5 protein-coding genes are annotated in these 5,643 nt (G+C 71.4%); all 5 read left to right on the top strand.

Translation table 11 applies throughout. The features are described 5' to 3' along the window. Positions 1-998: Bug family tripartite tricarboxylate transporter substrate binding protein (locus tag L2I40_RS18035; RefSeq protein ID WP_237216580.1), on the top strand; the 998-nt coding region annotated here is incomplete at its 5' end. A 17-nt stretch (positions 999-1,015) separates the two neighbouring features. Continuing rightward, complete coding sequence (locus L2I40_RS18040) at positions 1,016-2,254, top strand: LVIVD repeat-containing protein (protein ID WP_237216581.1); 1,239 nt, start codon at positions 1,016-1,018, stop codon at positions 2,252-2,254. 3 nt (positions 2,255-2,257) lie between these two features. Beyond that, the gene (locus L2I40_RS18045; protein WP_237216582.1) at positions 2,258-3,310 is read left to right on the top strand and encodes a CobW family GTP-binding protein; all 1,053 of its coding nucleotides are present in this window, start codon (positions 2,258-2,260) and stop codon (positions 3,308-3,310) included. Between the two features lie 30 nt (positions 3,311-3,340). Then, the gene (locus L2I40_RS18050; RefSeq protein ID WP_237216583.1) at positions 3,341-4,321 is read left to right on the top strand and encodes a Bug family tripartite tricarboxylate transporter substrate binding protein; all 981 of its coding nucleotides are present in this window, start codon (positions 3,341-3,343) and stop codon (positions 4,319-4,321) included. A 110-nt stretch (positions 4,322-4,431) separates the two neighbouring features. Next, positions 4,432-5,643 (top strand): DUF3300 domain-containing protein (locus L2I40_RS18055; protein WP_237216584.1); only part of this gene is annotated, 1,212 nt, incomplete at its 3' end.

Raw genomic sequence — 5,643 nt, forward strand, 5'->3', positions numbered from 1 at the left:
AGGGGGAGGACAGGATGACGGGAATCACCCGACGCGGCGCGCTTGCCGCCGCGGCACTCGTGCTCGGCACGCGCGGCGCGGCCGCGCAGGCCTGGCCATCGCGCGCGGTGCGCATCATCGTCCCGCTGGTGCCCGGCGGCACGACGGACCTGATCGCGCGCGCTGTCGCGGACCCGCTGACGCGCGCCATCGGCCAGCCCGCCGTGGTGGAGAACCGCCCGGGCGCCAATGGCTGGATCGCCAACGACTACGTCATGCGCGAGCGGCCGGACGGCCACGTGCTGATCGTCAACAACGTCTCGACGCATGCGATCAACTCGGCCGCGCCGCCGGCCGATCGCCAGATGACGCCGGCGCGCGGCCTCGTCCCGGTCGCCCATATGGGCGAGACGCCGCAGGTCATCCTGGTGCCGGCCAGCTTCCCGGCCACGACCATGGCGGAGTTCGTCGCGCGCGCGCGGGCCAGCGCGAACGCGCCGCTGGTCTACGCCTCGGCCGGCGTCGGCTCCTACCAGCACATCGACATGGAGCTCTTCGCGCGCCGCGCCGGAATCCAGCTCACCCACCTGCCGCTGCGCGGCGCGGGCGAGATGGTGACCTCCACCCTGCGCGGCGACGCACAGATCGCCGAGTTCAACCTGATCACCGCGCAGCAGCACATCCAGGCCGGGCGCCTGCGCGCGCTCGCCGTTGTCGCGCGCGAGCGGCTGGCCCAGTTGCCCGATGTCCCGACGGTTGCCGAGGCCGGCTTCCCGGAATTGCAGACCGCGCTGTGGAACGGCCTCTTCGCGCCGGCGGGCACGCCCGCGCCGGTGATCGAAGCGCTGCACGGCCACGTCACGCGCATCCTGCGCGACCCCGAGGTCTCGGGGGGGCTGGAGCGCCAGGGCATGCGCCTCCGCCCGAACGATACCCAGGCGACCTTCGCCGCCTATGTCGACTCCGAGGTCGCCCGCTGGACCACGCTGGTCCGCGAGCTCGGCATCACCATCGGCTGACCAGGACCGCACGCCCCATGGACATCACCCGCGCCGACTCCCGGCCGTCCGCCATCTGGAACTTCCGCCTCATCGGCCATCACGAGCTGAACGGCTTCGGCGGGATGGGCGAGGGCCTGTCCATGCAGATGGCGAAGGACGGCCGCCGCATCCTCTGGGCCGCGCATGAATCGGCGCCGAAGAACTTCACCGCGATCGACGTGACCAATCCGCGCGACCCGAAGGTCGTCGTGCAGACCGACCTACCGCACCAGCAGATGCGCTCCAACTCGCTGGAGACGGTCGGCGACATCATGGCCGTCGCCTACCAGACCAAGAAGGTCGGGCTGGAGCCGGCCGGCTTCGAGCTGTTCGACATCTCGACGCCGGAGAACCCGAAGTCGATCGGCTTCTTCGACGCCTCCGGCCCCTATTCCCGCGGCGTGCACCAGCTCTGGTTCTGCGACGGGGAATACGTCCACCTGTCCTCCGGCGCGCGCGACTTCCAGCCGCACGATCCGAAGGACGACCAGTTCTACCGCATCGTGGACGTCCGCAACCCGTCGAAGCCCGAGGAGGTCGGGCGTTGGTGGATGCCGGGCCAGCGCGTCGGCGACAACGCGCCGAAGATCCAGCGCCACCCGTCGCACATGGACACCGGCTTTCGCGCCCACAACACCAACGTCTATCCGCAGCGTCCGGATCGCTGCTACCTCGGCTACATCGACGGCGGGATGTACATCCTCGACATCTCCGACAAGTCGCTGCCGCGCGTGATCTCGAACTGGGACAACTCGCCGCCCTATTACGGCTTCACCCACACCATTCTGCCGCTCTTCGGCCGCGACCTCTTCGTGGTGACCGACGAGAGCGTGGTGGACAACGCCGCCGACTGGCCGAAGCTCGTCTGGATCCTGGACGGGCGCGACGAGCGCAACCCGGTGCCGATCGCGACCTGCCCGATGCCGCCGGTCGCGGACTTCCGCAACCGCGGCGGGCGCTTCGGCGCGCACAACGTCCACGAGAACATGCCGCTGCCGGGCCACTGGTTCAGCGAGAACATCATCCTCGCCACCTTCTTCAACGGCGGCCTGCGCGCCTTCGACATCACCGATCCCTACGCGCCGAAGGAAGTCGCCCACTTCGTGCCGGAGGCGCCGCGAAACTCGCCGCTCGGCGCCATCCAGATCAACGACGTCTTCGTGGACGACCGCGGCATCGTCTACTGCGTCGATCGCAAGATCGGCGGCCTCTACATCCTCGAGATGGATTTCTAGGAGGTGGCGGACGCCCTGCCCTTCGCAGGCGTCTTTCCCTCCGGCGAGGCGGCCGGCCCCTTCGGCCGGCGCCTCCGCCGCCCACGCGGCGCTCGGGTACCCGTGATCCTCGTCACCGGCTTCCTCGGCGCCGGCAAGACGACGCTGGTGAAGTCACTGCTCGAGAGCGAGGCCGGCCGCAACACCGCTGTCGTCGTGAACGAGTTCGGCGAGATCGGCATCGACCAGGCGCTGCTCGCCCCCTCCGCCGAGGGCGGTGTCGCGCTGCTCGGCAATGGCTGCCTCTGCTGCGCGGTGCGCAGCGACCTCGAGGAGACCTTCCGCCAGCTCTTCACGGACCGCGCGCGCGGCGCGATTCCGTCCTTCGAGCGCGTCGTGCTGGAGCTGAGCGGCGCCGACGATCCGCTGCCGGTGCTGCAGACCTTCCTCGGCGAGCGGGCGCTGGCGCGCGAGTATCACATCCAGTCCGTGATCGCGGTGGTGGACGCAGCCACCGGCCGCGCGGCGCTGCGCGACAATCCGGAGGCACGACGCCAGGTCGCGCTGGCGGACCGGATGGTGGTCAGCAAGTCCGACCTCGCGACGAGCGGGGAGATGGACGCGCTGATGGCGGAGCTGCGCGCCCTCAACGCCGACGCGCCGGTCCGCACCGCCGACCATGGCGCGGTGGACCCCGACTTCCTGCTCGCCGAGTCCAGCCTGCCGGCGCCGAGCCCGCTGCGCGCCGACGCGCCGGCGCACGCGCCGGGCCTCACGAGCTTCGTGCTGCGCTTCGACGCACCGCTGCCCTGGCGCGCCCTGACCGCGGCACTCGGACTGCTGTGCGAGATGCGCGGCGCGGATCTGCTGCGCGTGAAGGGGCTCGTCGCGGTCGAAGGCTGCCGCGGCCCGGTCGTGATCCATGCGGTGCGCCACCTGCTGCACCGTCCCGTCGAGCTGGAAGCCTGGCCGGACGCGGAACGTGCCTCGCGCCTCGTCTTCATCACCTCGGGCGACCTCGCCCGCCAGCCCGTCGAGGATCTGTTCCGGGCGGTCGCAAGACTCGGGCCGCCCTAGGCGTCGCATCACACAGGGAGGAGACAAGGAATGATCAGCCGGCGTCAGACCCTCGCAGCCGCGGCCGCGACAGCGCTCCTCCCGCACGGCGCCCGGGCGCAGGAGCCCGAGTTCCCCTCGCGACCGCTGCGCATGATCGTGCCCTTCGCGCCGGGCGGCGCCTCCGACATCATCGCGCGCATCATCCAGCCCACTCTGGGCAACGTCTTCGGCCGGCCGATCGTCATCGACAACCGTGCCGGCGCCACCGGCAACATCGGGATGGAAGCCGCGGCGCGCGCGGCGCCGGATGGCTACACGATGGTGCTCGGCAATGCGGGCAGCACGGTGATCAATCCCGGTGTGCAGACGCTGCCCTGGTCGCCGACCCGCGACCTGACGGGCGTCACGCTAGTGGCGGAGACGCCGAACATCGTCGTCGTGAATCCGTCGCTGCCGGTGCAGAACATCCGCGAGCTGGTCGAGTACGTCCGTGCGCGCCCGGGCGTGCTGAACTACGGCTCCGCCGGCAGCGCGAGCCAGAACCGGCTCGAAATGGAAGTCTTCATGAAGCAGCAGGGGCTGCAGGTCGTGAACGTGCCCTATCGCGGCGGCGCCGGTCCCGCCGTGAACGGGCTGATGGCGGGGGACGTACAGATCATGTTCGTCACGCTTCCCTCGGTGCTCGCGCCCATCCAGGCCGGGCGCGTCCGCGCGCTGGCGGTCACCACGGCCGAGCGCTTCCCGGGCCTGCCCGATGTGCCGACGCTGCTGGAGCAGGGCTATCCGGACAATGTCAGCTCGAGCTGGCAGGGGATGATGGCGCCGGCCGGCACGCCGCCAGCGATCGTCCAGCGCCTGCATGCCGGCATCACGACGGCGCTGCGCGACGAGGGCGTGCGGCGGCGGCTGATCGACGCCGGCGCCGTCGCCGCCCCCAGCCCGGACCCGGCCCACTTCACGCGCTTCGTCGCCGCCGAGTTCACGCGCTGGCGCGGCATCATCCAGGACGTCGGCGCGACACCGGACTGAACGCGGCGGCAACCGGCAAGATTACGAAGAATTATTCCCGCGTCGCCCCGGCTCACTACACGACCGCCCGCACGCGCCGCATCATGCGCGAAAGCGTGGTGGAGGGCGGCATGCAAGACGGTGGCCGAGGCGGCGTCCGGCAAGGGTGGCGGAAAGCCCTGCTCCATGGTCTCGCGGGCGGCATCGGCTGCATCGCGCTGGCCGGCTGGCCGGTCAGCGCACCCCTGGCCCAGGCGCCGGCGGGTACGGCCGCGCCACGTGCCGTCGCCACGACGCCGGATCAGGACCGCCTGACTCAGCCGCAGCTCGAACAGCTGCTCGCGCCGATCGCGCTCTATCCCGACCAGCTGCTCATGCAGATGCTGATGGCCTCGACCTACCCGCTGGAGGTCGTGCAGGCGCAACGCTGGCTGCAGCAGGGCCAGAACGCGCAGCTGCGCGGCGATGCGCTGGCGCAGGCGCTGACCGCCCAGCCCTGGGATCCCTCGGTGAAGTCGCTGGTGCCCTTCCCCGACGTGCTGAAGATGATGAACGACCAGCTCGAATGGACGCAGCAGGTCGGCGACGCGCTGCTGGCGCAGCAGGAAGACGTGCTGAACGCCGTGCAGGTGCTGCGCGGCCGCGCCCAGGCCGCCGGCCACCTGCAGAGCGGCCCGCAGCAGACGGTGACGGTGAACACGAACGTCACCGTCGCGCCGCCCGCGTCCGGCGCGCCGCCGCCCGCGGTGCCGGCGCCGCAGCAGGTCATCGTCATCGAGCCGGCGCAGCCCGAGACGGTCTATGTCCCGGCCTACAACCCCAACGTCGTCTACGGGACCTGGCCGTACCCGTCCTATCCGCCGCCCTACTACCCGCCGCCGGTCGGCTGGGGGCTCGGCAGCGCGCTGCTGACCGGCATGGCCTTCGCCGGCGGCGTGGCGCTGGTCGGCTCGCTGTGGGGCTGGGCAAGCCCGGGCTGGGGCCGCGGCGACGTGAACATCAACGCGAACCGGTACAACAACATCAACGTCAACCGGAACCAGATCAGCGGGAACACCTGGCGGCACGATTCCACGCACCGGCAGGGCGTGGCGTACAGCAACCGCGACGTCCAGAACCGCTTCCGCGGCACGGGGACGCAAGGCGCCGCGGCGGACCGAGCGCAGAGCAGAGAGCAGTTCCGCGGCCGCATGGACCAGGTGGATCGTGGCGGTGCGCTGGCTGACCGCCGCCCCGGCGACGGGCCGGGCGACCGCGGAGGTCCCGGCGATCGCGGCGGCCTCGGCGATCGCGGCGGCCTCGGCGACCGCGCTGGTGCCGGCGACCGTGGCGGCCTCGGTGAC

This window comes from Falsiroseomonas oryziterrae, assembly GCF_021864505.1.
GTDB classification, from domain to species: domain Bacteria; phylum Pseudomonadota; class Alphaproteobacteria; order Acetobacterales; family Acetobacteraceae; genus Falsiroseomonas; species Falsiroseomonas oryziterrae.